Annotated in this window: 26 protein-coding genes; 8 read left to right on the top strand and 18 right to left on the bottom strand. The window is 36.9% G+C overall.

Going from position 1 to position 26,254, the window contains the following annotated elements:
- Window positions 1-14: 14 nt before the first annotated feature.
- The 6 genes from MKX14_RS02770 to MKX14_RS02745 form a co-directional block, all read right to left on the bottom strand.
- Complete coding sequence (locus MKX14_RS02770; protein WP_108010965.1) at window positions 15-524, bottom strand: hotdog fold domain-containing protein; 510 nt, start codon at window positions 522-524, stop codon at window positions 15-17.
- A gap of 183 nt (window positions 525-707) precedes the next feature.
- Complete coding sequence (locus tag MKX14_RS02765; protein ID WP_002114613.1) at window positions 708-908, bottom strand: hypothetical protein; 201 nt, start codon at window positions 906-908, stop codon at window positions 708-710.
- Between the two features lie 186 nt (window positions 909-1,094).
- Window positions 1,095-1,553, bottom strand: a complete 459-nt coding sequence (locus tag MKX14_RS02760) for a hypothetical protein (RefSeq protein WP_240281693.1) — start codon at window positions 1,551-1,553, stop codon at window positions 1,095-1,097.
- Between the two features lie 307 nt (window positions 1,554-1,860).
- Entirely contained in the window at window positions 1,861-2,130 is a 270-nt protein-coding gene (locus MKX14_RS02755; protein WP_017386729.1) for a hypothetical protein, read from the bottom strand.
- 269 nt (window positions 2,131-2,399) lie between these two features.
- The gene (tolA, locus tag MKX14_RS02750; RefSeq protein WP_240281692.1) at window positions 2,400-2,774 is read right to left on the bottom strand and encodes a TonB C-terminal domain-containing protein; all 375 of its coding nucleotides are present in this window, start codon (window positions 2,772-2,774) and stop codon (window positions 2,400-2,402) included.
- A 150-nt stretch (window positions 2,775-2,924) separates the two neighbouring features.
- On the bottom strand, window positions 2,925-3,155 hold the full coding sequence (locus MKX14_RS02745; protein WP_032063425.1) for a hypothetical protein: 231 nt from the start codon (window positions 3,153-3,155) through the stop codon (window positions 2,925-2,927).
- A gap of 267 nt (window positions 3,156-3,422) precedes the next feature.
- On the opposite strand from MKX14_RS02745, the gene MKX14_RS02740 reads away from it, so the two are divergent.
- From MKX14_RS02740 to MKX14_RS02730, 3 genes are all read left to right on the top strand, one after another.
- The gene (locus tag MKX14_RS02740) at window positions 3,423-4,145 is read left to right on the top strand and encodes a type 1 glutamine amidotransferase (protein WP_240281691.1); all 723 of its coding nucleotides are present in this window, start codon (window positions 3,423-3,425) and stop codon (window positions 4,143-4,145) included.
- A 113-nt stretch (window positions 4,146-4,258) separates the two neighbouring features.
- On the top strand, window positions 4,259-4,774 hold the full coding sequence (locus MKX14_RS02735; protein ID WP_075384151.1) for a hypothetical protein: 516 nt from the start codon (window positions 4,259-4,261) through the stop codon (window positions 4,772-4,774).
- A gap of 152 nt (window positions 4,775-4,926) precedes the next feature.
- Window positions 4,927-7,116, top strand: a complete 2,190-nt coding sequence (locus MKX14_RS02730; protein ID WP_240281690.1) for a TonB-dependent receptor family protein — start codon at window positions 4,927-4,929, stop codon at window positions 7,114-7,116.
- A 69-nt stretch (window positions 7,117-7,185) separates the two neighbouring features.
- Here the strand turns inward: MKX14_RS02730 and MKX14_RS02725 are convergent, their stop codons facing one another.
- A complete protein-coding gene (locus MKX14_RS02725) occupies window positions 7,186-7,737 on the bottom strand; it encodes a TetR/AcrR family transcriptional regulator (protein WP_240281689.1) in 552 nt (183 codons plus the stop codon).
- Between the two features lie 689 nt (window positions 7,738-8,426).
- On the opposite strand from MKX14_RS02725, the gene MKX14_RS02720 reads away from it, so the two are divergent.
- On the top strand, window positions 8,427-8,762 hold the full coding sequence (locus tag MKX14_RS02720; protein WP_086399543.1) for a hypothetical protein: 336 nt from the start codon (window positions 8,427-8,429) through the stop codon (window positions 8,760-8,762).
- Here the strand turns inward: MKX14_RS02720 and MKX14_RS02715 are convergent.
- The 9 genes from MKX14_RS02715 to pepN all read right to left on the bottom strand — a co-directional run bounded on the left by MKX14_RS02715 (window position 8,743) and on the right by pepN (window position 19,734).
- The gene (locus MKX14_RS02715) at window positions 8,743-9,303 is read right to left on the bottom strand and encodes a chorismate mutase (RefSeq protein WP_240281688.1); all 561 of its coding nucleotides are present in this window, start codon (window positions 9,301-9,303) and stop codon (window positions 8,743-8,745) included. The genes MKX14_RS02720 and MKX14_RS02715 overlap by 20 nt on opposite strands.
- 78 nt (window positions 9,304-9,381) lie before the next feature.
- Window positions 9,382-10,065, bottom strand: a complete 684-nt coding sequence (locus tag MKX14_RS02710) for an SDR family NAD(P)-dependent oxidoreductase (RefSeq protein ID WP_057076854.1) — start codon at window positions 10,063-10,065, stop codon at window positions 9,382-9,384.
- Window positions 10,066-10,074: 9 nt separating this feature from the next.
- Window positions 10,075-10,836 carry an SDR family NAD(P)-dependent oxidoreductase gene (locus tag MKX14_RS02705; protein WP_063099120.1) on the bottom strand — a complete coding sequence of 254 codons (762 nt, stop codon included), beginning with the start codon at window positions 10,834-10,836 and terminating at the stop codon, window positions 10,075-10,077.
- Window positions 10,837-10,843: 7 nt separating this feature from the next.
- Window positions 10,844-11,530: a glutathione S-transferase family protein gene (locus MKX14_RS02700; protein ID WP_240281687.1), complete on the bottom strand. Its 687-nt coding sequence runs from the start codon at window positions 11,528-11,530 to the stop codon at window positions 10,844-10,846.
- A 226-nt stretch (window positions 11,531-11,756) separates the two neighbouring features.
- On the bottom strand, window positions 11,757-12,776 hold the full coding sequence (locus MKX14_RS02695; protein ID WP_240281686.1) for a Csu type fimbrial protein: 1,020 nt from the start codon (window positions 12,774-12,776) through the stop codon (window positions 11,757-11,759).
- Window positions 12,767-15,226 (bottom strand): fimbria/pilus outer membrane usher protein, encoded by a 2,460-nt coding sequence (locus MKX14_RS02690; RefSeq protein WP_240281685.1) that lies wholly within the window; start codon window positions 15,224-15,226, stop codon window positions 12,767-12,769. The genes MKX14_RS02695 and MKX14_RS02690 overlap by 10 nt, the downstream gene beginning before the upstream one ends.
- Before the next feature lie 9 nt (window positions 15,227-15,235).
- Entirely contained in the window at window positions 15,236-15,940 is a 705-nt protein-coding gene (locus MKX14_RS02685) for a fimbrial biogenesis chaperone (protein WP_086394922.1), read from the bottom strand.
- A gap of 73 nt (window positions 15,941-16,013) precedes the next feature.
- On the bottom strand, window positions 16,014-16,544 hold the full coding sequence (locus MKX14_RS02680; RefSeq protein ID WP_017385393.1) for a Csu type fimbrial protein: 531 nt from the start codon (window positions 16,542-16,544) through the stop codon (window positions 16,014-16,016).
- Between the two features lie 583 nt (window positions 16,545-17,127).
- Entirely contained in the window at window positions 17,128-19,734 is a 2,607-nt protein-coding gene (gene pepN, locus MKX14_RS02675; RefSeq protein WP_240281684.1) for an aminopeptidase N, read from the bottom strand.
- A gap of 318 nt (window positions 19,735-20,052) precedes the next feature.
- On the opposite strand from pepN, the gene MKX14_RS02670 reads away from it, so the two are divergent.
- From MKX14_RS02670 to thiM, 3 genes are all read left to right on the top strand, one after another.
- Window positions 20,053-20,310, top strand: a complete 258-nt coding sequence (locus MKX14_RS02670) for a hypothetical protein (RefSeq protein ID WP_005068647.1) — start codon at window positions 20,053-20,055, stop codon at window positions 20,308-20,310.
- 151 nt (window positions 20,311-20,461) lie between these two features.
- A complete protein-coding gene (locus tag MKX14_RS02665) occupies window positions 20,462-21,619 on the top strand; it encodes a hypothetical protein (protein WP_240281683.1) in 1,158 nt (385 codons plus the stop codon).
- A gap of 35 nt (window positions 21,620-21,654) precedes the next feature.
- Window positions 21,655-22,482, top strand: a complete 828-nt coding sequence (gene thiM / locus MKX14_RS02660; protein ID WP_240281682.1) for a hydroxyethylthiazole kinase — start codon at window positions 21,655-21,657, stop codon at window positions 22,480-22,482.
- 121 nt (window positions 22,483-22,603) lie between these two features.
- Here the strand turns inward: thiM and MKX14_RS02655 are convergent, their stop codons facing one another.
- Both MKX14_RS02655 and MKX14_RS02650 read right to left on the bottom strand, forming a co-directional pair.
- The gene (locus tag MKX14_RS02655) at window positions 22,604-22,963 is read right to left on the bottom strand and encodes a 5-carboxymethyl-2-hydroxymuconate Delta-isomerase (protein ID WP_057062398.1); all 360 of its coding nucleotides are present in this window, start codon (window positions 22,961-22,963) and stop codon (window positions 22,604-22,606) included.
- A gap of 43 nt (window positions 22,964-23,006) precedes the next feature.
- Window positions 23,007-24,719, bottom strand: coding sequence for an AAA family ATPase (locus MKX14_RS02650; RefSeq protein WP_005073697.1), 1,713 nt, complete (start codon window positions 24,717-24,719; stop codon window positions 23,007-23,009).
- 230 nt (window positions 24,720-24,949) lie between these two features.
- Here MKX14_RS02650 and mdh point away from each other — a divergent pair, with 230 nt between their 5' ends.
- A complete protein-coding gene (mdh, locus tag MKX14_RS02645) occupies window positions 24,950-26,122 on the top strand; it encodes an iron-dependent methanol dehydrogenase (RefSeq protein WP_069037203.1) in 1,173 nt (390 codons plus the stop codon).
- Window positions 26,123-26,254 lie beyond the last annotated feature (132 nt).

Genomic DNA, 26,254 nt, shown 5'->3' with positions numbered 1-26,254 from the left:
AATCCTCTGTCATCTTACTTTTTCTCTGTAACCCAAAGTGTAATATACCCTTGAACTACAGGCTGTCCATCTGCTCTATAGGCATTTACTTTTATTTGCATATCGCCAACTTTCCATTCTTCATCAATTGTTGCGACGACTTTAATATCAGAATCGCCTTTGGCGACATAATTTACGCTCATGCCTTTAGGTAGCCATCTTAAATGTTGAGGAATAGATGCTTCGGTTAGTACACCCATAACAAATTCTAATCCATTACATATGGCAATAACGTGAACTGTTCCTATGTGATTTTCGACTGATTTATTCTTTTTGATGAAAGCTTCACACACGTCAGCATCTAGTTTTTGAATAATTGGATTTACTGTTTGAAAATATGGAGCAACACGGCTAACAACTTTTGACAACAACGTTAATCCACCTGGTATTGCTTTCAATGTTTTAAAAGCGAGCAAAACGTCGTTAATTGGTGGTACAGCGTTATGTTTGATTTGGTTGGCAAATTTATAAATATAATTACTCATAGTTTTACTTCTGGCTGCGAATAAGAATTTAATAAATATATAGCCTCATATCTCTAGACTCATTGCTTAACTTTCATGTTTTTTAAGTAATTAAGGATAATTTTTGAATAACATTTAGGGTTTGTTGTTGTTCAACCAAATACGCTAGAAATTAAAATGCCCAATATAAAATTGGGCTATAGATTATTCTTCGACTTCTATGGGATCGCCATCTTCAGGTCGAATATGCCGCTCACCATCATCTGCCGGATCGACACTAGAGCCATCTTTGGTAATGCTATTATACAACTCATCCTCTTTTTTATCATCGATAAATTCTTCATCTGCAAAATCAAGAGGTTCTTCATCATCGTCAAAATTTAAGGGTTTTTCTTCATCTATCATGAGATTTATCCTTTACTTCACTTGTGTCATTCCATGCTCAAATAATTAATAGATACATTCAACATGAAACAATCATCATTTATGTAACAAACACTTTAAGATACATATAGCAAAGAAAACCGCCCTCAAAGGCGGCTCATAAGCTCTAAATTGTTAGAGATAATTGGCTTATAACTTTTATATATTTTAAGAAGGTAGTTTATTATTTTTAATATAATCATCTGATTTAAAATAATTAACAATCATTTCTGCATTTTCTTCTTTTACAGGTAAAGTAGTTACTGGAATATTTTCATTTACCATACTAAAGCCTTGAGGGACCAACTGAGAAATAGGAGGAAATTTAGGTTTACCTCCTTCAGTGATTCTTTCAATAAATCCTGCAAGCCATAAAATAAACTCACCTTCATTATCAAACTTAGGCATAAGACTAAAATCAATTTTTACCGAGCATTGCTCAATGGGCTTGGTTAAGCAGTCTTCAAAATTAATAAAATTATACTTTAATTTGAATTCAGTCCCTTTTATCGCATTACGAATAAGCCCAACCAAACAATTTAAATTTTCTATTACATCATCAGAAAACAAGTTGTCATTTTTAATTTTTTTATAAACCTTATCTGCTATTGCTAGATATTTTGGCATCGGAACCTCCTATCTTCTCATGTGTATATTTATATACTTCTTTAAATTATTATTTTTTTATGTAAGATGGGGTAAAACTCATAAACTAAATGTAAGAAATACAAGGTTTTTGAAATTTAATAGCAAAGCACACATCAAAAACATTAAAAAATGTGAAACATGCAACATAAAAAACCAAAATAAAAGAAGATTTTGAAAAATTTTCTTTCAATTTATTTTTATAGATGAGCAATACTTCCAATACTAATTTAGCATCCATTTAAGATGAAATATACTTATACAAGATATTAATTTACTAAGATATTTTTTAATTTTTATTGTTTTCAAGGTGATTCAAAATACTACTGATTTTTAAAAATAAGTAACCGAAAAGTAGTCCATTAAATATAATAAAAAGACCAACAGTCACCATTTCTTTAGACCATACTTGAATAATATCTAAATTATCATTTCGAGTTTCAACTTGCCCGTATGACAAAATAAAAGCCAAGCCTAAGACAATTCCAAACAAAATCACAACCCATGCTACAACTGATGTAGTCTTACTTTCTTTAAAAGATTTCTTCACTTCACTCATAATTTTTCTTGATAAACTTCTAGATTTACATATTCTTTTATATTAATTCGCTATGTATTTAAAGTTTTATTTCTTTAACTTTTTGATAAAAATGTTATTAATTTTTATATTTTGTTTATCAAAAAATATTAATTAGTATATTTAATATTTCTGTAACCTCAAAATTTTAAAGTAAATAGTATTAAAGATATTTATAACAAAGGGGCGAATTTAATATAAATAAATGAAAATCCTTTAAATCCGCTCCTCATGTTTAGTAAGATCTTATTTTATTTTACCTGAAATTTAATATTGAATTTTCTTGCTTGTTTTCTTACTTCCGGATTAGATGGTAAAACAAATGGACTTGAACGCCAGATAGCTTTTTCAATACTTGTTTTAAATTTTTGCTCTTCTTTATCTAAAAAGATAATTTGCTCAATTTCACCAGTCTCCGTTAAAAAGACTTTAACGCTTGCACTCATACCTGTAGAAGACTTGGGAATATCCCATGTTCTATAAATTTTCTTTTGATATTGTTTTTTATATTTTTCAGCCTCTGAAATAATTTTATTATCAGCCACTGGCATAGGAGTGACTTGTTTGTGACCTGTGGCACACCCAACTAACAAAAATAAAGAAGCAACAATAGTGAAGTTTTTCATTTAAAATACCTTGTTTTCAATAACTAAAATTTAACAGTTTAGAATTTAAAAAACCACCCAAAAGGTTGTATTAATCATTAATTATTATGAGTTAGCAAAGGTGTGAAGCCACCTTTGCTCTTCCCTTTTTTAGTTAATATTTTATTTTCATTAAAAAGGGACTTCATAACGAAAATTTAGATTCGAATTTTCTGATATATTTATATTATAGACATCTCGATCAGTAAAAATCCCATGTTCAGGTGTTTTAAAACTATTAAAAGCTTTATTCTCTGGAACTATTGGAGATTTATTCAAATAATTTTCTTGAGAATTATATGGTGATGAAGCACAACCAATCAGCCCAAAACCCAATAAAGATATAACTAAAAATGTCTTCATAAATTTTGTCCACTTTGATAAAAGCTACACAATTTAACAAATTGAACTGCTATTGTCACACCAGAATAATTTAGTTTAACTTAACAATAAATATATCGAATGTATTTTAAAAAGAAATAATCAATTTCGACTTCTATAAAAAACAAATAAATCTGGCCCATATAAGTTTTCAAAACTGGATGTATTAAAGGCCCTATTCTACTTTTAATATTTCCTTGATTTTTAACCAATGATCTACCTATTTACGTTTAGATTTTAAGGATTGTTATGCGGCTACATTTTATTATTCATGAAGATTTTGAAGCGCCCGGCGCATATGAAATTTGGGGCAAAATGAATAACTTCAAAATTACCTATTCAAGAGTGTATTTAAATGAAGTTTTGCCAACTTCTGTTGAAGATATCGACTTTCTTATTGTAATGGGTGGCCCACAAAGTCCCGATACTACATTAGATATGTGCCCTCACTTTAATTCATTAGCTGAACAAGCAATGATTAAAAAAGCAATTGAAGCAAATAAAGTGGTTATTGGGGTATGCCTAGGGTCTCAATTGATCGGTGAAGCTTTAGGGGCCAAATTTGAACACAGCCCTGAGCGAGAAATTGGTAAGTTTCCAATTATGCTTACAGAATACGGAATAACACATTCTAAATTTTCTCACTTAGGAAAAATGACCGAAGTTGGCCATTGGCATAACGACATGCCAGGCTTAACTCCCAACGCAAAAATTATTGCTTTTAGTGCAGGGTGCCCAAGACAGATTATTGAATATTCCAAATTAGTTTATGGCCTACAATGTCATATGGAATTAACTTCAGAAGTAGTTGAATTGCTGATTCAACATTCAGAAGTCGAGTTAAATGATGCTCACAATTATAAATTTGTGAATACTCGTGAAGAATTAAGGAAGCACGACTATCAAGGAATGAATCAAAACCTGTTTATTTTTCTGGATAAATTGAAAGAAGAATATTCAAAACGATCTTAAAAAAATGAGTGTAAAAAGCCTTTTTAAATTGGCTTTTACGCTCCGCTACAGATCTTATTATTTACCAGTTGATCAAGCACTCTTGAAGTCAAACCTTCAAAAATTAAATTTTAATGTTACAATACAGTGATTTACTCAATTTCAATTGGACTCCCAAAGAAATGAATAGATTTTTATTAACTTTTTTATCTTTAAATATTGGGCTTTTTTCTTCTTCCATCTTTGCTGAAACAAACACATTTCAAACGAAACAAGAATATAACCGCCCTAGATTTAACCAGCATAAAAGTATGCTTGAAGTAAATGCTAACACTCAGAACCATCAGCTGACTGAACAACAAAATTCATTTAATTCTCCTCATTCTCAAAACGTAGATTTTTTTGAAATTGCAAAACAATATCAAGAAAATGAAGCTAAGCCTTCTTCGTTTACTGATGAAACAGTGAATATGAGCGATCATGAGCGTAGTCTTTACTACATTAGACATCATGATAATGTGGGTATTCAAAGAGAAATTCGTGGCCAACAGTTTAAATCGCTAAAACAACAGCGAGATAAAGGTGTTATTTCTAATGATGTATATAAAGAAAAGGTCTACAAAATCTTAAATCAACCTAACTTTAAATAAATTTGAAGCCCTCTTCGGAGGGCTGTTCTATGAAAATGATTAGTGAAAAGCTATGTTTAGTTTTTCTAAAAAAATTAAATTACATTTATAAAATTTTGTTACTTTTTCGCTATAATGATTATAATTATCGTTTAGGATTTCGATACATAAACATGGACCGCTCAACCCCTCTTTCACTACCAAATTTTAAGTTCAAAGTTTCTACGCTTAGCTATGCAATCGGAATTGCTTGTACTTATCTCGCACTTCCTGTACATGCTGAAGATACAACTGCTAGTGCTTTACCGACTATTACCATTAAGGCACAAGGTAACTGGCTAGAAGAAGCAAATGCTGAAACTGTTCACAAGCATGCTGGCGCTCGAACTATTGTTGACCGTAAGCGTTTAGATGAAACGGCGGCAACTTCACTGCGCGAAGCTCTAAAGCAAGTTCCTGGAGTTCAGGCTCAAGACAGTAGTGGAACAGGTGGTAGTGATGTTTCTCTCAATATTGGGGTTCGTGGTTTAGCATCTCGCCTATCACCTCGCTCAACAGTTCTAGTCGATGGTGTTCCTCTTTCATTTGCACCGTATGGTCAGCCACAGTTATCTTTGGCACCTGTTTCAATTGGTAATATTGAGTCAGTTGACATTGTACGTGGTGCGGGATCAGTTCGTTTTGGGCCTCAAAACGTAGGCGGAATTATTAACTTTGCTACTCGATCAATTCCTCAAGATTTTAGCGGAACCGTTAGCCTAACTTCAGAATATGCTTCTGGTACTGACCAAGTAAAACTGAGCCCTAATCTATTTGTGGGTGGAACTTTAGATAATGGTTTAGGCCTTGCCCTTCTATATTCAGGGACTAAAGGAAACGGTTATCGGGAAGCAAATAACAAGATTGATATCGATGACGTAATGCTAAAGTCTGCTTATCAATTTAATGATAAAGACTCAGTTGCTTTAAATCTGCATCATTATGAAGGTCGCGGCGAAATGCCAGAGGGCTTAACTCAGGCGCAATATGCTGAAAACCCGTATCAATCTTCTGGTGAAAAGAACTATTTTGCAGGTCGACGTACAGATGTCTCTTTACGTTATAACCATAAAGATGAAAAAAATAACTTCGAAGTTTTGAGTTACTACATCGACTCTTTCCGTACTAGTAATCTTGAGACAACACTAGCGAATGGGCAAAAACGCCTTGATTCTGCTCCACGCGATTATAAAGTCTATGCAATTGAACCGCGTTACTCTCGTATTTATGAACTAGGTAATACTCAAAACGAAGTGACGGTTGGCTATCGCTACTTAAAAGAAGAGAGTTCTGAATTTGCTGGACGTACTGCATCTTATGCAGCAGGTTCATCAGTGCCAGATTTTGCTCCGCGTAGTAGCAGCGAAGGCGGTACTAAAGCGCATGCGGTATATATCGACAACCGTATGGAACTCGGCCGTTGGACCATCACACCAGGTGTCCGTTTTGAATCAATTGAAACCCATAATAACTTCACGGGTTATAACAAAGGACAAGCTAATACTGTTTATCCAAAAATTGATTCAGACGAATTTTTACCAAGTTTGTCTGTAATGTACTCAGCAAATGAAAATTGGAATATATTTGCAAACGCTGGTGTATCTTTCGGTCCACAGCAATACAGCCAATTAGCACGTCTTGAAGGAACAACTGCAACGGCTACAACCGAAGGTTTACATCCTGAAAAATCCAATAACTATGAAATTGGAACAAAATATCTCGGTAATGGTTTAAATGCCGAATTTACCGTGTTCTATTTAGACTTTGATAAAGAGCTTTCATTGGTTCGCGATGCTGGTAATAACGGGATTTGGACAGACTTAGGGGCAACCAGTCACAAAGGTGTCGAAACAGGTATTAGCTATGATTTCGGTCAATTATCCGATGCACTGGAAGGCTTAAAAGTATATGGCAACTATACTTTCACCAAAGCAGTCGCTGAAGCAGGTCAATTTAAAGATAAAGACCTACCGTTTTACTCACGTCATGTCGGTAATGTTGGGTTAGGTTACACAGTAGATAAATGGTCTTTAAATGCGGATATGTTTGCGCAGTCAAAGCAGCATTCACCAGATCTTCCAGATAGTAATGTCTATCAAACAGAAGAAACTGCTGATGGTAAATATGGAGATATTCCGGGTTATACCACTTTTGCGCTACGTACCTCTTATGACTTAAGTTCACAAGTTAAAGGTTTAAAAATCGCGGGTGGAATCAAAAACGTCTTTGATAAGCAATATTTTACTCGCTCAACAGACTCTACTGGCGGTAAGTATGTAGGACTGCCACGTACGTTCTATCTACAAACATCTTTTGATTTTTAAAGCTAAACCAAATTGAATAAAAAGCCCTCTTCGGAGGGCTTTTCTTTAAGTATTAAAGTCTTCGCCAATTTAAGTAAGTATCGACATAAAATATTCTAATAACTTATCTCTTTCATCGATCTTATTTGCACTTAAAAGCTGGACCATTGCCCCATCAATCACAAACAAAAACATGTAGGCATCTGCAACTGTAGCGTTAACTTTTACAGTTAAAAGGAATTTATGAATTTCTTTAATGAACCAGTTTCGGTAGTCAATTACGTTTTTATAGGCCGCAGGATAAAGCTTTTCAATTTCAAAAATGGCTTTAAATGGTAAACGATAAAAGCCCTCTAAGTTTGTATGTAAAAAATAGATTTTCTTGAGTTTATCGAAGGCCATGAGTTCGCGGTACGAATGAATAATAGAAAACACCTCATGTTTTAATGCGTCTGTTTGAAAAGTTAAGCTCATCTGAATGAGCCTTTCTTTGGAGTGAAAGTAGTTATAAAAAGTGGCTTTGGGAATTTTGGCATCAGTAATAATTCGGTCAATCCCGATGTAAAACCCATATTGTTTAAACAGATCTCTTGCCGCATGTAGCACGCGAAGTGCTCTAAATGATGCTTCTAAATTTGGCATTTTTATACCGTATAAAATAATTTTTTGTTGTAAGTAAATGAGATAGAAATGCTGTCACTCTTAAATTGAGCGCTAAAAACAGGCATGCAAAAGCGGCACAAAAAAGGTGTGCTCGCCTATCTCAGGTTTATTGTTGCTATGATTTTTTAGTCGTAACGATTCTTAAGATGTAGAAAACCTAGAGTCGATTAAACCGTTTGAAAGACTGTTTAAGTGGAATGAATAGAGAGATTTTGGCAAAGACAAATAAAGAAGAAATAGTACGCATGAGCGAACTCCTTTGGCTATAAAGAAATTTCACCGCATTACTGTCAAATAATGGTGGTGAAACGAGAGAAGGTTGACAGACTGATAGCCAAAAGATCAGCACACCCGGAGGTGTCCCCCTCCCGTTCCACCGCAGAGGGGGCACGCAGGGATGCCCACAAAAAAGAGAGAGACTTTTTCGTGTGCGTTGGCTATCCGACCTGTCAAAGTCGGCTGGCAATGTGGCCAGCAGGCAAAGGATAATCGGAGAGATTTTGGGTGTCAATGTGATATTGGCTAGAAAACAGTTAAATAATTATTGTTTTTCATCGAATTAGAATATTTAATTACTTGGTTAAAAATTCGTTATTAGCTTGTCTTTAGTTAATATGAACGACAACTTAATTATAGATTTTCATCACTACTTTAAAATAAGGATAATTATGTTAGACCTAGACGAAATGAATGGAAATTTTTTTAATTTTGATCAAGTAGACACATTCAAAATAGAACACGACCATATAATGAATTGCTACAACCTTGTTTTGATTCTATCTAAAGATTTACATGATCCTTCCGCCCCTAAATTCAATGTATGCTTTAACCATATTTCAGACTTAAGTATGAATGATAGTTTTAGACATAATTTTCAACAATTCCCCTGCTTACTTATCGAAAAGCACAAAAATCAATGGGAAAATGTTAATTATGAAATCAGACAAGTGGAAGATGAAGACTTAAGTTTCAAATGTAAAAGTTTTACTGCTTTCTTAACTTAATTTTATTTAATGTCATACATAAAGCTTTTTTGTCGGCTTCTTTAAGTTGAGGATGCTGAACAGGCCACATATAACTACAGCCATGAGGCGCTTTGTTATGATTTCTCTTGAGTTCATCGGCAATATTTTTTAGAAGTTCAGTGTTCAAAGAACTAATTTTTAAACGTACTTCTGCTAAATCTTGTGGCTTCCAATTGCTTTCTGGACTCGATAACCAATCTGCGCGATAGCGATACTGAATGGCCTTGGCAACATTCATTTGCGTCACAATAAATGGCTTTACTGTTTCGCTATTTAAACCAAAAGATTCGGCTTCAGAAAGTGATTGATCCAGAACTTTCTTTTCTTGAGTTAAATCTTCAATAGGTAAATGCTGCTCTGCTTTATAACCTGCAACATCCTTCATATAAGATAAGCGTTCGTTAACTAAACGAGCAGTTTGAGTGTATTGTGAAGCTTGCGCGAGTGAAGAAAAACACATAAAAGCTGCCAAGGTCGACACTACTTGAACCGTTCGCTGAAAACTCTTTATATTCACCATTTAAAAACCTACCGAAATTATTGTTCTATGATCATTTCAGATCAGTACTGTATTTTAACAATATGTAAAAGTAAAACTTCAAGATAGGCTAAGTTCTTGGCTCCATGCAGAATCAGGTTGCTGATAGATGTGTTGGCATACTTGCTTGAGAGATGAGGTAAAGTGCTGGTTTTGCCCTTCCCATTTTTCAATCATGCAATAACTAACATGAATGCCTTTGGGTTGAAACTCTCTCGCCAATGACTGCGATAAAGCTCGAATGCTAGCAAACATGCTTTGGCTTAACACATCGTAATGGGTCGAGTGATTAGAGGGTGCGCCAAGAAAAATAACGGTGCCCCGCTGTTGTTTAAGCATAGGTTTAATCACAGCTTGAGCGACACTTACTGCACTTAAACCTGTGGTCTGCCAACTGTGTTCAATCTCTTCTAAAGATAAAGCTTCAATATTGGGCGAAGATGAAAAACTCGGCTGAAATACACAGAGTTCAATGGTATGCCCGTGTTGTGAAATATAACGCAATAAGCATTTTAAGTGATCTGCATTCACTAAATTTAAATGTACTGCTGTCACGCCATCATTTATAGAATGTATTTTCATCTTTTGCGCGGTTGAATCATGCACAACTTGATAAAGATGTAATGGAAAATGTGCGTTTTTATCTAGAATTACAAAATCACGCTCAATCAGTTGAAGGTCATGACCAGCCACTACAACACAGCCCTGCTTTTTTTGAAATTTTTGAAATATTTTTTTTAGCATTTTAGTCTCTCAAAATTTTTCTTGATAAGGGCGTAAATCCAACTCATGTGTCCAGAGCTGAGGTGTTTGTTGGTAAAGCATCCAATAATTTTCTGCAATTGCATCAATATTAAGTCCGCCAGTGCCACGCGTAAGACGAGCTAACCGCCCCAGACCAAATAATGCTTTATTCACTCTATCGCCATCGACCATGCCATCAATAATCACATGAGCAATATGGATGCCTTGTGATTTATAGATTTGGGCTAGATTTAAGGCATAAGCTCTTAAGGCAGATTTTCCCATCGTAAAAGCTGCGAAAAAAGGTTTGCCGCGTAGAGACGCACTCGCACCTGTAAAAATAAGCGTACCGTGATTTTGATCTTTAAAAATTTTTAGACAGCTTTGAGAAACTAAATAGGCCGATAGAAAAGTGGATTGCCACATTTGAGTAAAAAACGACAATGGACTGCGTAAAAAGATGGAAGGAATATTCCCTCCCACATTATGAATTACAGCAGTAATGCGTTCATTTTGACTTGTAATGGTGTCAAATAGGGCTTGTACTTGGTGTATATCTTCTGCATCTAAACGAAACGCTACAGCATCTCCACCATTGGAATGAATTTGGGCAGCCACTGCTTCAATTTTCTGGAAAGTACGTCCAGCAACATAGACTTTTAAGCCTTCTTTGGCGAAAAGACGACACACCGCTGCACCAATACCTTGTGATGCCCCGACGCCAATAACAACCGCACAATCTTGTTTTTTATCTAGTGTTGCTGATGTCATAGACGTTTCACCCTGTTTGTTTTTTATACCATAATGCAATAAACGGGCGATTCAAAATTTCTTTACTAAATTTTTTACTGGTACGGATCACTTCACCGAGTTGAGCAACCACAGCAATGTCTGCAATGGTTTGGCTGTTTCCAACTAACCATTCACTTTGCGATAAAACCTGCTCAATACGGTCGAGGTGTCGTATAAATTCTTCTTCAACATTTTCAGCTTTAATTCGTCCTAAGCCTTGAAAGAATAGCTGCGTTTTTAACTCGGCTAAAATAAAACCTTTTACCATGGGCTTTTCATAAGCTGGACGACCAATACTACTAATGCGAATTGCTTCTTCTAAAGCTTCTGAGTCATTTACGCGTAAATAGACTTCATAAAAATAAAGAGACTCATCTGCCCAATCTTCCCAAAGTTCAGCAAGAGCTTTTTGATTTGGATCTTCAGGGTAAAGCCGAGGTGTGTCTGGAAATGCTTCATCTAGATAGCGCGCGATTCGAGTACTGTCTTGAATCCGTTGCCCGTTATGATCAATGACAGGTACTTTGCCCACCTTACTTAGCAGAGGAACTTTCGCTCCAAGAATGCCGTTGTAGTTAACTATGTCAAATGGAATTCCTTTAAATTTCAGAACTCTTGAAATTTTTTGACAAAAAGGAGAAATTTCCCATTGATGCAAAATAATATTCGACATTTATTCACCCTTATTTTTAATTGCCTTTTATCTAGTTCTTTTTTAGAACTAATCAATAAATATACAGAATGCTTTTTTAAGTCAAACTGTTTTTGATGACGAACAAGTTCCAAAAGCTAAGAATTATTTGATTTTTATTATTTATATCTTAACAATTTTTAAGCAATATACTTTGAATTATAGGGAGCTCTGCTATAAAAAGAGCTCCACATATAAATTTGAAAGATTAATAAGTCACCGTAACGACAACACTATCAGAATAGACACCAGGTCTACTTGCGATGGCAGTGCCTTGCGGAATCTTTCCATACACAGTAGTCGTTTGAGCGCTTCCTGTACCTGTTTTTGAGATCCCCCCTGTTCCCCCAACATTGGTTACGCCTCCCGTGGCATCCCATACCGTACTATAGTTAGAATCTTTATATAGCTGATAGGGAATAAATTCATTATTACTATTGCTCATACGCCTAAAGCCTCCAGCTATACGGTTATTCCCGTCCCCCAAATAGATACTATATGGCGTTCCAAAATTACAGGTTGTATTCACTGCCCCTTGCGCTGTGTAATCACGCTTAGTCGTACCAACATCATTAATATTGCCGAAATCTACAGTTGAGGTTGAGTTTAATTGGCACAGACTTGGTACCACAAAGTTCGCTGTTAGCAATGTATCGCCTGAATCCCAACCACCGAGTAAATCACCACATGACAAACCCAAAAGATCCATATCCCAATACAACCGAACCGAAGCCGTATATGTTCCTTGAGGGTATGCAATGAGCGACCCCGTTCGAGCTGGTACTTTTATATTTACAGAGTAGCTCACAATATTATTTGATGCGACTGTTGGTACTGGGCCATACCACACATTGGAGGTTTGGTTTGTGATAGAAGACCCAGCTCCACCTACAGTTGCAGTAACCGTATACGGTAATGAAACACTGTTAATTGTATTTGTGGTTCCCGTAAATACGGTTTTCATACACATGAAATTAGAAATCTGGGGAAGTCCTAAATTCGTACAAGTAATTGTTCCTGAAAGATTTACGGTTGCATCACTATTTATATTTGCTGCTGTGTAGGTAAACGTATTATTCGTGGTCCCACTTACCGTACAAGCTGCATGCGCCGGACTAAAAAATGCATAAACGAGATAAAATAAGCAAATGCCTACAAAGTATTTTAAAGACAATGGAAAAAACTTATAGCTCTCTATTTGAGCCTTATTCATAATATTTAATGACATACATAAGGTCCCAATTTTTTAGTTGAGTACTGATTACTGTTATAGGTGAAGTCAACTTGGCATGAACCATGATCTAGAAGATCGACTTCAAGTTTGTTTTGTTTTAACAGGTTTGGAATAAATACTTCACCGTCATATCCAATCATCCCATCTTGCTGACCATTAATTCGAACGGTATAACCCGGCATTAACGGTGAATTTTTTTGATCAACAAGTTTCACCAACCCTGAAATAACCTGATGAGCACCGAAGTCAACCAAAGTTCCTTGACGGTAACCCACGACTGTTTTTTGATCTGTAGATTTAACATTCCAATTCAGAGGGAGATACGATGGATCTAAATAAATATGGTTCACTTGATATGGCATGAGACTAGGAATCAGAAATCTTCCAGACTTGTCAGTTTCTCCCAAATTGACCCCACCATTTATAATTTGGCTTTGTGGTCCGGCATTGGTCACAACTGCGTAGCCGTCTCCAATTTCATTGGCCGCAAAGATACGTCCCGCCGCCGCAACCAATGAACCCGTCGCCGAAACTGCAACCTGATCATTATCCCCAAATCGGTTATAGCGTCCTGTCAGGTAAGCTGCTCGGGCACGGTAAGACGCATAGACCGATGCATTGTTTTCATTGGCATCCTGATCGAGCTCAACATAACCGCCCCAGCCAAATGAACCAATTTGCGGTTCTGATAATCCGAATATTTCTTGGCGGTACCGTAGGCTACCGCTGTCACTAGATACACTCGTGATCGCATTCACTTTACTGGACGGTGTATATCGCAGCGCAAAGTAAATGCCATAGTCCTTGTGGTTTTCATAATCTTTATACGCTGATGCATAAAAGCCCCAGTTCTTGTCCAGACTTCCACTTAAATTGGTAGACAGTAATTTATAGGAGTTGTCACTATATTTGATCTGGTTATAGCCCAGATAAATCCCATAGCCTGCATAAAAGTTATAATTAATCCCTGCCCTGAAAATCTCATCTGCCAGTGCGCTGTAGTTCAGGTAGTTCTGTGACTCGGCATTGATCTGGTTCTCTTTTAAATATCTCACTTGAGATACACGAGCAAGGTCAAAGTAGTTATCAAATACTTTGCGGTAACTGGTGTTAAATGAAATATTCTTACTGATCCGCCCTTCCAAACCCAGCAAGGCAGAATAGCCGTTTTCATCTTTATACTGGCTCGCTGCAATATCGGCATTCATCACGCCAATACCCAAAATATTTTTTGCAAATCCTGTGCCGAGGTTCGACAACCCATCTGTCGAAGCTTCTGCACCGCCACTTAAGGTCAGTGAGTTACTGTAGCCGTATCGGATCGCACCTGAGGCAAAAGTGGCATCATCATAATCGTTTGAATACAGCCCATAGTTATAACGTGGAACCCCCACATCTACTGAAAACTCATTTATGCCTTTTGCCAGAATCTTGGAGGAAAAATAGTACGGCTTTTTGGTAATGCTCTGCTGTCCCGTTGCATCGGTGGTCACAAGGGTGACTTCGTTTCCTGAAATAAACGGAAGCTGTTTAATATCAAATGGACCAGATGGGACTAACCCTGAATAAATCTTTTGCTGGTTGACGTATAAATCCAGTGTTGAAGGCAATGCTGCCGAGCCTGAAAATTGCGGGAGCGCCGAAGTGACAATATCTCCACGTTGGCTATAAGCACTCGACCACTGAAAACCGGCAAGACGGACACTGCTTCCCCAGTCTGGGCTATTAGAAATAAAGTCCCCTAGGGTATATATCCTGATCTTTTCAGGGTCTACGTACTGCCACTTACTTTCTAGGCGCACCCATTTTTCATGGCTATAGCTAGTTTTATTACTACCGTTATATAAAACCCCTGATGAAAAGTTACCAATTGCACTGTTAAAGATCCCTTCTGCCGTACCTGAGAAAACATTCTCATCATTGGTTATGGTGTTATACAGACTGTAGTTCAAAATAGCCGCGTTTAAGGGTTTCATTTTCAGTAACTGAGGACTAGTGATCTGCTGGCCACTTAAGTCAACTGAGTAACCCGTTAACATGTTCGACGGAACTTTTAAGTTTAAAGACTGCTCATTTTCGAGATATTTAAACTGGATTCCGTTTAGATCATTAATACATACCCACTGGTTATCTGGGATATCTTCATCCATTTTTATTCTTAATTTTTTTAAAGTACCAGATCGAATATATAGTTCCCCATCCTTAGATTGCTTTACAGCAACCAAATCTTCAGAAGCATTTGAGTTAATCGAAATATTTAAAAATAGATGAATGAAATTAAGATCTTGCTCCTGCTCATTCGTTCCTACTTGTGTATATTTACTATCGTTAGCTAGAGATTTAGGAACACTGGGAACTGCAGTATTCGTATAATCTAGTAACTGTTCGGCAAAAGAATATGCAGGAAAATACGCAACACATAAGACACCTATAATGTATTTCATATAAGCCTCTTAAAGTGTGGTTTTCTTACCATTAACTGTTAGAGATACGCTGTATTTATGATTTGGTTGGTAGGTAAAGTTACTAATCGAGTAACTTTTCGACTTCTCCGCAAGAATATAACCATTCACAGTATTTACTTTAATGGGATAACTTTTATTCGCAGTTGTATCAACAAGCGTTAGACTATTTAACAGCGCATGTCGGTTACCTATATTGCTAATATTTAAAGAAGGTGTGTTCTGGTTAACATCAATTTTCCAACTCAGTTTGGTAATCGCATCTTTATTCACTACAAATACAGGTAATGATGAGCGAAGTAATACATTTACTCCCTGAGCTGCTTTACGGCTATCAATTGGCTTGGGTAACTCATCAATAATAATACGATAAGTTTTTTCACCCGAAACAGGTTCTGGGTTAATTCTAACTACACGTAAGTTATAAGAGTCACTAGGTTGTAGTTTTAAAAATGGTGGACTAACTACAATTTCATCCGTAGGGATTAACTGATCTTGACCAGCATTTTGTCTCCATTCAAATACACGCACCTGCAAATCAGCACTTTCATTTGACTGGTTATATAAACTAATTGAAGCAGCATTTTGATTACTTAATATTTCTACATTTACAGGTGAAAGACGGATTGTTGCGGCGTTAATAGAGCTAGATAAAGATAAGAATAATCCCGTAATAATAAAAATATTTTTTTTCATGATTTGCTCAAATATAACTTTTTTAATGTATTAGCCCTTTCAAAAGGGCTAACGTAATTCTAATTTATGCAAATTAATAAGTTACCGTGACAGTCACACTATCAACATAGCTACCAGCACTTGGTAAAGTTGTTCCTGCAGGAATACGACCATACACATTTACAGTTTGAACATTACCCGTTCCGGTCCCACTGTAGGCTGTCGTTGCAATACCAATTGCTGTGGCACGTCCTGTGTCAGAGAAAAGATTATAAGGAATATATTCATTGCTAGTCGCCCCACCGATCATGCGACGTTGGGTTGATAAAACATTCTGACCACCATCAAATGACAAAGTCCATGGCACAGTATTATTACAAAGGACTTTAATTGAGGTACCACCAGTCGTTGTGGTATCTGCATCAACATTGCCAGCAAGTGAACTTAATGTACCAAAATCTAAAACGGCATTTGTTGTCGTGCCAGTTGCAGAGGTATTCAATACACAACTATTCGTTACTGTTGCTCTAACAGTTAATGTACCTGTTGCTGTAGCTGCATTTGCCGCATTGAGAGAAAATACTCCTGCAACAACTGCTGATAAATAAATAAAAGTCTTTTTCATGGCCAAAACCTTTTAAACTAAATTGTCGAATTAATAGATATAAAAAATTTAACCCTTATTCTTACAATCATTTTTATTTGACTGCTCTTTTAAAGCTTATTTTTTTATCCTACTTTCCAACATAATACATAAAAATAAATAAAATGCATGTTCACGTTATTATTTTAATTTCTAATCAATAAAACAAATTTACCTAAACCTATCTTACGGATACAAAAAAACAATATTTACAAAATATAAATATTTGATTTAAATAATTTTAATAAAAACACTAGAAAAAATATTAAGATAAATTTAAATAAATATTTCAAAATTTAGCTAACTTTAAAAAATTAAATAATTTTCAAGAGCCAATTTATTTTTATATTATTTATCTCTTTAATTTTCATTTTATATTATTTCTTAAAAGTGCACCTTCAGAAAACTATTAGAGATTATAATTTATATAAAAATAAAATGATAAAACTTGATCTACAGATGAATTATGACAAAGATAGTTTTGTTTATTTTAAATATTGAACAGCTATGAGATATAAAAAAATAAAGGCCTCTTTAGAGACCTTTATTTAGTAATTTTAAATAATTAAACGCTCAGCATGCTATTTAAAGTTTCAGAAACATTTTTAGATTTCACTTTAGGCTGCAATGCTTGTAAAGCTTGTTGTACTTGAGTACGCTGAGGCTCTGCAAGCGTATACCAGCGAGATAACACCTGTAACAGGCGTGAACCTAAAATCGGGTTTTTCTCGTCTAGATACTCTGCAAGATTAATAAAGTGAGCGACACCAAAGCCCCAAGTATTTTCAGGATTATTTGACAAGCCACCACTTACCGCACGAATACGATTTGGAGTTGTTAAATCATAGTCTGGATGTTGAGTAAGGTACTCAATTGTTTCTGTTGTCGCATTTGGGTTTGCAGCTTGAATCATAAACCACTGATCTAAAGACAAGGCTTCATCTTTAAAACGGTCATAGAAATCAGCAAGTGCCTCTTGAGCTTGAGGTGCATTTTGCCAAACCAATACACGTAACGCACCTAAACGCTCCGACATATTGCCTGTGTTTTGATATTGCACATGTGCTAATTCAAATGCAGTTTGATCGCCTTGACGAGCCATCATCATCAACATGATATTTTTTAATGCACGAACGCCCATGGCTAACGAGAATTCTTTTTGCAAATCTGGGTCAAGGGTAAGATAAGTATCTTTCCAGAATGAACCCAACTCTTGTGCTAAACGATTAAGCAAGGCTTCACGTTTTACATGAATATCTGCTGGTGCATAGTTCTGATCAATACGACTACCCAAATAACCTTCACTTGGTACATCAAACAAACGTGATGCTAAAAGTGGGTCACGGCCAACCAACTCAGGCAAAGTGCTCTGAATAGCTTGAATGTACGCATCTGCAGAATGGTCTTCTAGCAAAATACGCTCGAGCAAGGTTTGTGTTGCTTGCCATTGGTTAAAGCCGTTGGTTTCGTGTTGAATTAAGAATGCTAATTCTTCATTACTGTAATCAAATACAAGATTTACCGGAGCTGAGAAATTACGCAGCAATGACACAACTGGTTGCTCAGTCACACCTGTAAATTCAATGGTTGCCTCATCTTGGTCAAATAAATACACGCCATCTTTAACATCATTTACGAATAGACTGTTACTGTGCAATGTATATTGTTCACCTGTTTTAGCGTTAAAGAGCGCTAAAGCAACAGGAATTGGAACAGCTTTTAAATTTGGATATTTAGGGTGTGCTTTTAAGCTTTGTTTAAAGCTTAAACGGTAAGTTTGTGATGCGGCATCGTACTCACCTTTTGCTTCAAGCTTTGGCGTACCTGGTTGGTTGTACCAAGTTAAAAATGCAGATAAATCGACACCTGAACCTGCAGATAATGCAGCAACCCAGTCTTCTACCGTTACAGCTTGTCCATCATGACGGCGGAAGTATTCATCTGTCCCCTTACGGTATTTTTCTTTACCAAGTAAGGTCGACATCATGCGGTTAATTTCCGCACCTTTTTCATAGACTGTCGCTGTGTAGAAGTTATTAATTTCTACAAAGTGATCTGGACGTGGTGGATGCGACAATGGACCAGCATCTTCAGGGAATTGATGCGATTTAAGTACAGCGACATCATCAATACGTTGAACCGCAGCAGATTGTAAATCTTCAGAGAAAGACTGGTCACGGAATACGGTTAAACCTTCTTTTAAGCATAACTGGAACCAGTCACGGCAAGTGATGCGGTTCCCTGTCCAGTTATGGAAATATTCATGGGCAATCACAGACTGCACACGCATAATCGCTGCATCAGTCGTATATTCTTCATCAGCAAGCACACATGAAGTATTAAAGATGTTTAAACCTTTATTTTCCATGGCACCCATGTTGAACTGGCTCACCGCAACAATCATATAGTTGTCGAGGTCATAAGCACGGCCGTAGTGTTCTTCATCCCAACGCATTGAATGCTTTAATGCTTCCATCGCGATATGGCATTTTGGAATGTCTTTCTCAATAGCATAGATTTCTAGAGCAACATCACGTCCTTCAGACGTCGTATAACGATCTTTAAGAACAGTTAAATCACCAATGACACAAGCAAACAAATAGCTTGGTTTTTTAGTCGGGTCTTGCCAGATCGCAAAGTGGCGGTTTTCACCTACCTCACCTGTTTCAAGCAAATTACCATTGGCAAGTAACACTGGATATTTTTTGTCTGCTTCTACGCGTGTCGTAAAGACTGAAAGTACATCTGGACGGTCTGGATAGAACGTGATTTTACGGAAGCCTTCAGGTTCATTCTGGGTTACAAACAACTCATCTGCTTTATATAAACCTTCAAGCTGAGTGTTGGTTTCAGGGTGAATAATGACTTGAGTTTGTAAAATGACTTCATCTGGTGCATCAGTGATCACCAGTTGTTCACTGTCGAGTGAATATTGTGCAGGAGTAAGATCTTGACCATTGAGCTGAATAGATTGCAACTCAAGATCACGGCCCAATAACACCAAGTCTCCAGCAGTTTGACGCTGCATGACTAATGTTGAATCAACAATTGTTTTGTCATCATATACTTGAATATCAAGATTAATGGATTCAACCAAGAACGAAGGTTTTTGATAATCTTTTAAATAAACTGTTTGATCTGCCTGAACTGGAGGCTGTGCCGCAATATTCATCTTTATTCCTTATATACTTTTCGGAAACCGTTGTACGAATTTTATGAACTTGATCATACACATTCATACATACCGTGTTTGTTTACCTTTATAAAATTAATGGGACTTCATTTATACATTTCAAATTAGAATCGTCTTTTATTAGCACAGATTAGACCAAAATTACGATAATCGTTGCTTATATAATCAATCTATACAATAAAAATAAAACAACTTCAGCTTTTAACATTTTTTAGAGTCAGCTTACATTTTGGGCATGGTTCTTGCCTTCATTAATACACCAATATAAATATTTCAATCAGAACAAGAGGTGTCAGTATGGAATTAAAAGCACATTTTCATCGTTTAGAAAATATTAAAGCGATTCATGATCTAGATGCAGCAGGACTCGATCACCATGTGATTGCGGTGTTTTTATCTGCGGAAGGTATTTCTATTACAGCTCAGGAGGTGACCTCTATCGTTAATACTTATGATGCTTTAGGTAAAGTAAAATTACCAAGTAAAAAAGTGCAGGCACTTATCAATGCCAAAAAGCTTGGACAGAATGATGAGAGCTTGCCGTGCCCTGTTTAATTTTAAATTTTAACCCCTTATGAAAACCTAAAGTTAAAACAAAGACTTTAGGTTTTCTATTTTTGCACCAAACAAAAAGACAATCTCAGCTATCGGCAATGCGGCTGTGTATAATAAGTCAGTCATGATAGTTTTAAATGTTCGGAGCAAAATGGTCTTACAAATTCTACAGAAACAGCTAGATGAAAGTAGCCATTGTCCTCTCTGCCAAGCTTCAATGTACTGGGTAGATGCCGAGCAATTTGAGCAAGACATTCAGTTTCATGAATGCAGTCATTGTCAGCACCGTGTTTTTAAAGACATGAAAATGACTTGCCATTGTGAAACATGCACAAAACAACGAAAAAAGCTTTTACAGCAAACACGCCTACAAGAACAACGCCAGTTTAAGTCAAAAGAGCAACCTCAACGTAGTCTGGAACAGCTCAGTTTTTTGCATAAACTTTTTTTACTTAGCCTGCTCGACGACTATGCACGAGACGATATTGCTCATGACGAATACATTCACTGGGACAAAATTAAATATCAGTCCATTACACCAAACTGGATTTTTCAAAACTATCTGATTAAGCAACTCCATAAAGATGGAATTTTAAACGCCCAAGATCAAGCTGATGAACCTCAGTGCTTTTATTTAAACATTCGCTTGGACGGTTATAGTGACCCAAGTTTATTTAGTGTTGCCCAGCAATTACGCTACTGGTTTTATGAAAATTTAAGTCTTGGTATTCCGTTTCGTAGTGCTGATGAAGTAAAAGACGTACTTTTTCAGGTGCTCTATCAAGAGATTATTCAGTTTATGCAGTTCTATTGCCGAACTTGGGGCATTCAAATTGCAGGAAGCTCTAATTTTCAAACTTTTTGCTATCGTTTAATGGATTCATTGGCAATTGGTCAGATTTATTATTTAATTCAAACCGCACTTGAGTATCTTTATAAACAGAAAGCCCTACAGCCGCGTAATGAAAAATTTATTAACACCAATTTGTTAAAGAAAACCTTAGAGCAATATCGCGAGAGAGCCTTAGCTGAAAAGTGGGAAACCTCAGTGTTGCCTCGCCCTCACAATATTCCCTACAGTAAAATGAGTTATATTTTACTTAACCGCTTCTTAGGTTACGACGAACAGATCTTTGTACAACCTGTCTGGAAAGCATGGCGGAAAATTGAACCTCGATTAAACTTTTATTCAGTTAAACGCTGTATGCATTGTGGTTCAAATGATTTAAGTGTTGATTATGATGCAGCAGATTATGTTTCTTTGATTTGTCAAAGATGTAAGCATCAAGATCATTATTTTACTCATTAAATCTACAATCACTTTGGCTTAATAAGGATAATAACATGACATCAGCATCGACTTTGATTGAGCAGGTAATTGACGCTTGGCAAAACATGCAGGCAAAAACACCTCTTGTGCAATGCATTACTAATAGCGTTGCAGCCAACTATACAGCCAATGTCTTACTTGCTTCTGGTGCTTCACCTGCCATGATTGATAATCCTTATGAAGCAGAAAGTTTTACCAAAATTTCATCGGCTTTGAGCATTAACTTGGGTACGCCAACCTCAGAGCAAATGCAAGCTATGCAAATCTCTGCCAAGACTACACAGCTCAATGGCATTCCATGGGTGCTTGATCCAGTCGGCTATGGACCAATTTTAGCTTGGCGTAGTCAAATGACAGACGAGCTTTTACAGTTCAAGCCAAGCGTTATTCGTGGTAATGCCTCAGAAATTAGTACGCTTGCTGGCAACCAAGTTCAATCTAAAGGTGTCGATAGTACTTTAAGCAGTGATCAAGCCTATCAACAGGCTTATACACTATTAGCACATGCGGACTGTATCGCTATTTCAGGTGAGTCAGATTATATTTTGTCTAAAGAATTAGACATTGTGATTCAAGTAAACGGCGGAAGTCCTTTACAGCCCAAAATCACAGCAACTGGTTGTGCTTTGGGTGCTCTAATCGCAGCATATAGCGCTGTGACGACGCCAACAATTGCTGCTCTTTCAGCTCATGTTCATTTTGCGATTGCAGGTAAACTTGCTGCAAATCAAGCTCAAACCATGGGAAGTTTTAGCACCCTCTTTATGGATTACATCCACATGCTAGATGACAACTTGATTGAGCAATATGCAGATATTAAGCTTTTAGAGATACAGGCATAATCTAGGTTATACCTGTATCACGCTAGACTCACTTTAAAAGTAAGTAGATGTCTGTTCATTCGATAGCACTACTTTACATAGTGCGAATCTCTATTCTTAATTGAAATTGCGCTTTTTAATGTTATACAACTTGCTTGAAATAATCTTCTCTTGGCATATCGACAAGCTCAACGCACAATTGAATTTCTTTATTAAACTCTTGTTGTAGATATTTTTTATTACTAAGCGCCGCTAATAACTGCTCACCCATAAGCTGTTTTTGTTCAGCCGTTCTTCCCGACAAAATATAGACCTTTGCATGAATATAAGCCTGCTCCGCTCCCAAACCTATGAGGAAAACATCATCTTTACGCGCACGGCTTTTAATGTCTTCTGGACTAAATAGCTCTGTTTCAATCAGTGTGGTATTAATTTCTTCAAGTAATTGTTTTGCGTTTAATCCAGTTAAATTTTCTGAATAATCAACTACAACGTGCGGCATAGCCACCTCAATTTATATAATAAGTCATTAAGCGAATTAAACTTTATTCAATAAATAATAAAGCTAATCGGACCTGATCATATCCCATTCGAGGGCTGGTTGCTTCAACAATTGGTCTTAGTTTGATCGAACCATCATCAGAAAAATGATCTGGATTTTGACGCTTTTTCAGCTTCTTATAAATTTTACGAATTTCTTCGACCACCTCTTCACCCGGATGGGCAACTGAAATATCCAGCTTTTGCTCTTTATGCAGTCGAGCCAAATGATTAATAATCGTCGCTGGGGTTAAACCACGTTCATGCGCGATGTCTTCAATCTCATAGCCTTCTTCAAACAGCACACGTGTCTCATCTAAAGTTGCCGTAGCATAATTTTGCTTTCCACCTTTTGCGAGTTTCTTCTCATTACGAGAGATCTCGGTTTCATTCAAGGTGCCGCCACAGTGACGAATAAATGCTTTATGTTGAGCCGTTAAATCTACATCTGCAAAGTTATCTTCGGCTTCTTTTGAAAGCTCTTGGAAACGGCGATCGGCTTTGACAGCTAAACTATCTAACTCTAAAGCTTGCTCGTTAATCCCTAATAGCTTTAACCCAGTTAAAGATTTTAAGCGCGACAATGCAACATAACCCTGACCTTTTTCAAAGGTGTTCATGAGGTTAATTTCAGCGGCTTCTAAAGTCATCCCTTGGCTTTTATGAATAGTAATCGCCCACGCTAAACGAAGCGGAATTTGCTGAAAACTTGCAATCACTTTGCCTGCTTCATTTTCAACGGACCAAGTTTCAGGAGCAACCAGCAAAGTCGTGCCATCAGTCAGTTTTACTTTCGGCAGTAAGCCATTTTCGTCATCTTCCTCAAAGCCGATGACTTCACCCAAACTTCCGTTGATATAGCCCATATCAAAGTTATTTTTTACAAACATGACTTTGGCATGCTTTTTAAGTGTGAGTTCTTCTGGCGCACGCACTGAAGATTTTAAAGTTTCTAATAACTTTTCATTACCATCTAAAACAGCATTGAATTGATGCCCTTCATTATCAATTTCATTTAAGTGCTGATAGTTGATGTTATCGACATCCATATTGTGTGTATAAAGACGAGTAAAGGTCTCACCAATATCATGTGCTCGTGATTGACGCAGTGCTTGCAAATGATCTGCTTGAATATTTTGCGCGCGAATAGCGTTTAAAATCTGATTCAGAATTTCATCATCTTGACGGTGTTGTTCTGTTAAATAACATACGCGGAATTTGGCTTCGACCCATGCATCTGACATAAAGCAGAACTTGTCACGATTGGCTTCACCATTACGTCCTACAGGCGGCAACTGGAAGAAATCTCCAGCCACAATGACTTGAATACCACCGAATGCTTCGTCGCTTTCTTTAAAATATTTTAGAACTTGATTGACCAGATTAAGCTGTTTCGCGTGTAACATTGAGATTTCATCAATCACAAGAACTTGCGCATTTTCAAGATGTTCCTTGAGATATTTACGCTCTTTCATGCGTTTTAGATCGTCGTCAGTTAACAGATCTTTAATGCCAATGCCAGCCCATGTATGAATGGTCATACCGTTCATATGTGTTGCTGCAATACCTGTAGATGCCGTAATTGCCACAGGCACTTTACGTGCTTTTAAGTATTGGATGTACTGATTAAGTGTATAGGTTTTCCCTGCACCAGCCGAACCGGTTAAAAAGACATTTTCACCTGCTTTAAGCAGTTTAAGCGCAGTTTCCTGTTTCATAATCTCATATGTACATCTTCAACAGCCCATAGCTTAACGATTTTCCCGAAAAATTTAAATGAATGTGCCAAACTTTCTAAAAAGCACATATAAATCAATAATTAAAAACAAAATAATATTTGGTAGGTTTTTGGTAGGTAGGAAAATAAACTTCACATCACAATACTAAGGCCATGGTGAGGCTCACCTGTAATAACAAACAATGGATTTATGGAAGAAGGAATCACTCCATGGCTTTTAAAAATATTGCAGATCAAACAAACGGTTTTTATATTCCATGCGTATCACTCTTTGGACCAGGATGTGCTAAAGAAATTGGTACAAAGGCACAAAACCTCGGCGCAAAAAAAGCATTAATTGTGACCGATGAAGGCTTATTTAAATTTGGTGTTGCAGATCTTATCGCAAACTATTTAACTGAAGCAGGCGTTGCAAGCCATATATTCCCAGGCGCAGAACCTAACCCAACCGATATTAATGTTCATAATGGCGTAAATGCCTATAACGACAATGGCTGTGACTTTATTGTGTCTTTAGGTGGCGGTTCATCTCACGACTGTGCAAAAGGGATTGGTTTAGTCACTGCGGGTGGTGGTCATATTCGTGACTACGAAGGCATCGATAAAAGTAAAGTACCGATGACCCCATTGATTGCAGTCAATACAACGGCTGGTACTGCATCTGAAATGACTCGTTTCTGTATTATCACCAATACCGATACTCACGTAAAAATGGCAATCGTTGACTGGCGTTGTACTCCACTCATTGCGATTGATGACCCGAAACTCATGATTGCAAAACCGGCAGGTTTAACGGCTGCAACAGGTATGGATGCGCTAACACATGCGGTTGAAGCATATGTTTCTACGGCGGCAAACCCAATTACTGATGCCTGTGCAGAAAAAGCGATTACGATGATTAGCCAGTGGTTACAACCTGCTGTCGCAAATGGTGAAAACATCGAAGCACGTGATGCAATGAGCTATGCACAATATTTGGCTGGCATGGCATTTAACAACGCATCTTTAGGTTATGTTCACGCAATGGCGCACCAGTTAGGCGGTTTCTACAACCTACCTCACGGCGTATGTAATGCAATCTTGTTGCCACACGTATGTGAATTTAACTTAATTGCTTGCCCAGATCGCTACGCAAAAATCGCAGAGTTAATGGGTGTAAAAACTCACGGACTCACCGTAACAGAAGCTGCGTATGCTGCAATTGAGGCTATTCGTAAACTGTCTTCATCAATTGGTATTCCATCTGGCTTAACCGAGCTTGGTGTAAAAACTGAAGACCTTGCAGTGATGGCAGATAATGCTCAAAAAGATGCATGTATGCTCACCAACCCTCGTAAAGCAAATCATGCACAAGTTGTGGAGATTTTCAAAGCAGCACTTTAATACCGATGTAATGGCATATCCCTCTAGTAAGTCAAATCCCTCCGACCGTTGACTTACTTTTTTGGGGAATACTTAGCTCCAGCGGTATTCCCTTTTTTTAGAATCTATACTCCAACCTTTTCCAAACCTAAT

The sequence above is a fragment of the Acinetobacter pittii genome, assembly GCF_022449185.1.
GTDB classification, from domain to species: domain Bacteria; phylum Pseudomonadota; class Gammaproteobacteria; order Pseudomonadales; family Moraxellaceae; genus Acinetobacter; species Acinetobacter pittii_I.
The sequence above is the reverse complement of the archived record's forward strand: the minus strand, read 5'-3'. Positions and strand labels throughout refer to the sequence as shown.

Bases quoted from the DNA above. Each gene is read 5' to 3' on its own strand.
- MKX14_RS02770 (WP_108010965.1), bottom strand. From the start codon at position 524: ATGAGTAATTATATTTATAAATTTGCCAACCAAATCAAACATAACGCT.
- MKX14_RS02765 (WP_002114613.1), bottom strand. From the start codon at position 908: ATGATAGATGAAGAAAAACCCTTAAATTTTGACGATGATGAAGAACCT.
- MKX14_RS02760 (WP_240281693.1), bottom strand. From the start codon at position 1,553: ATGCCAAAATATCTAGCAATAGCAGATAAGGTTTATAAAAAAATTAAA.
- MKX14_RS02755 (WP_017386729.1), bottom strand. From the start codon at position 2,130: ATGAGTGAAGTGAAGAAATCTTTTAAAGAAAGTAAGACTACATCAGTT.
- tolA (WP_240281692.1), bottom strand. From the start codon at position 2,774: ATGAAAAACTTCACTATTGTTGCTTCTTTATTTTTGTTAGTTGGGTGT.
- MKX14_RS02745 (WP_032063425.1), bottom strand. From the start codon at position 3,155: ATGAAGACATTTTTAGTTATATCTTTATTGGGTTTTGGGCTGATTGGT.
- MKX14_RS02740 (WP_240281691.1), top strand. From the start codon at position 3,423: ATGCGGCTACATTTTATTATTCATGAAGATTTTGAAGCGCCCGGCGCA.
- MKX14_RS02735 (WP_075384151.1), top strand. From the start codon at position 4,259: ATGTTACAATACAGTGATTTACTCAATTTCAATTGGACTCCCAAAGAA.
- MKX14_RS02730 (WP_240281690.1), top strand. From the start codon at position 4,927: ATGGACCGCTCAACCCCTCTTTCACTACCAAATTTTAAGTTCAAAGTT.
- MKX14_RS02725 (WP_240281689.1), bottom strand. From the start codon at position 7,737: ATGCCAAATTTAGAAGCATCATTTAGAGCACTTCGCGTGCTACATGCG.
- MKX14_RS02720 (WP_086399543.1), top strand. From the start codon at position 8,427: ATGTTAGACCTAGACGAAATGAATGGAAATTTTTTTAATTTTGATCAA.
- MKX14_RS02715 (WP_240281688.1), bottom strand. From the start codon at position 9,303: ATGGTGAATATAAAGAGTTTTCAGCGAACGGTTCAAGTAGTGTCGACC.
- MKX14_RS02710 (WP_057076854.1), bottom strand. From the start codon at position 10,065: ATGCTAAAAAAAATATTTCAAAAATTTCAAAAAAAGCAGGGCTGTGTT.
- MKX14_RS02705 (WP_063099120.1), bottom strand. From the start codon at position 10,836: ATGACATCAGCAACACTAGATAAAAAACAAGATTGTGCGGTTGTTATT.
- MKX14_RS02700 (WP_240281687.1), bottom strand. From the start codon at position 11,530: ATGTCGAATATTATTTTGCATCAATGGGAAATTTCTCCTTTTTGTCAA.
- MKX14_RS02695 (WP_240281686.1), bottom strand. From the start codon at position 12,776: ATGTCATTAAATATTATGAATAAGGCTCAAATAGAGAGCTATAAGTTT.
- MKX14_RS02690 (WP_240281685.1), bottom strand. From the start codon at position 15,226: ATGAAATACATTATAGGTGTCTTATGTGTTGCGTATTTTCCTGCATAT.
- MKX14_RS02685 (WP_086394922.1), bottom strand. From the start codon at position 15,940: ATGAAAAAAAATATTTTTATTATTACGGGATTATTCTTATCTTTATCT.
- MKX14_RS02680 (WP_017385393.1), bottom strand. From the start codon at position 16,544: ATGAAAAAGACTTTTATTTATTTATCAGCAGTTGTTGCAGGAGTATTT.
- pepN (WP_240281684.1), bottom strand. From the start codon at position 19,734: ATGAATATTGCGGCACAGCCTCCAGTTCAGGCAGATCAAACAGTTTAT.
- MKX14_RS02670 (WP_005068647.1), top strand. From the start codon at position 20,053: ATGGAATTAAAAGCACATTTTCATCGTTTAGAAAATATTAAAGCGATT.
- MKX14_RS02665 (WP_240281683.1), top strand. From the start codon at position 20,462: ATGGTCTTACAAATTCTACAGAAACAGCTAGATGAAAGTAGCCATTGT.
- thiM (WP_240281682.1), top strand. From the start codon at position 21,655: ATGACATCAGCATCGACTTTGATTGAGCAGGTAATTGACGCTTGGCAA.
- MKX14_RS02655 (WP_057062398.1), bottom strand. From the start codon at position 22,963: ATGCCGCACGTTGTAGTTGATTATTCAGAAAATTTAACTGGATTAAAC.
- MKX14_RS02650 (WP_005073697.1), bottom strand. From the start codon at position 24,719: ATGAAACAGGAAACTGCGCTTAAACTGCTTAAAGCAGGTGAAAATGTC.
- mdh (WP_069037203.1), top strand. From the start codon at position 24,950: ATGGCTTTTAAAAATATTGCAGATCAAACAAACGGTTTTTATATTCCA.